The 402-nt window shown below is 63.4% G+C and carries 1 protein-coding gene; it reads right to left on the bottom strand.

Features of this window, described 5'->3' with window-relative positions:
• Positions 1-402 (bottom strand): HAMP domain-containing protein (locus EN846_RS33725; RefSeq protein WP_189587193.1); only part of this gene is annotated, 402 nt, incomplete at both ends.

Raw genomic sequence — 402 nt, 5'->3', positions numbered from 1 at the left:
AGAATCTCGCCCAGAGCATCGACCGTGATCTTCTGGGTAAGGTCGCCGGTCGCGATTGCCGTCGCGACCTTGGAGACGTCGCGCAGCTGCACCGTAAGATTGCCGGCCATGGCGTTCACGTTGTCGGTCAAATCCTTCCAGGTGCCGCCGACGCCTTCGACATGGGCCTGACCGCCGAGCTTGCCTTCCGACCCGACCTCGCGGGCCACGCGCGTCACCTCCGAGGCGAAGGAGTTGAGCTGATCCACCATCGTGTTGACGGTGTCCTTCAGTTCCAGGATTTCACCCTTGACGTCCACCGTGATCTTCTTCGACAGGTCGCCGCGCGCGACCGCCGTCGTCACCTCGGCGATATTGCGCACCTGGCCGGTGAGGTTGGCAGCCATCAGGTTGACGCTGTCG

Origin of the sequence: Mesorhizobium sp. M4B.F.Ca.ET.203.01.1.1 (assembly GCF_004791025.1) — a bacterium.
Lineage (GTDB): Bacteria > Pseudomonadota > Alphaproteobacteria > Rhizobiales > Rhizobiaceae > Mesorhizobium > Mesorhizobium abyssinicae.
The sequence above is the reverse complement of the archived record's forward strand: the minus strand, read 5'-3'. Positions and strand labels throughout refer to the sequence as shown.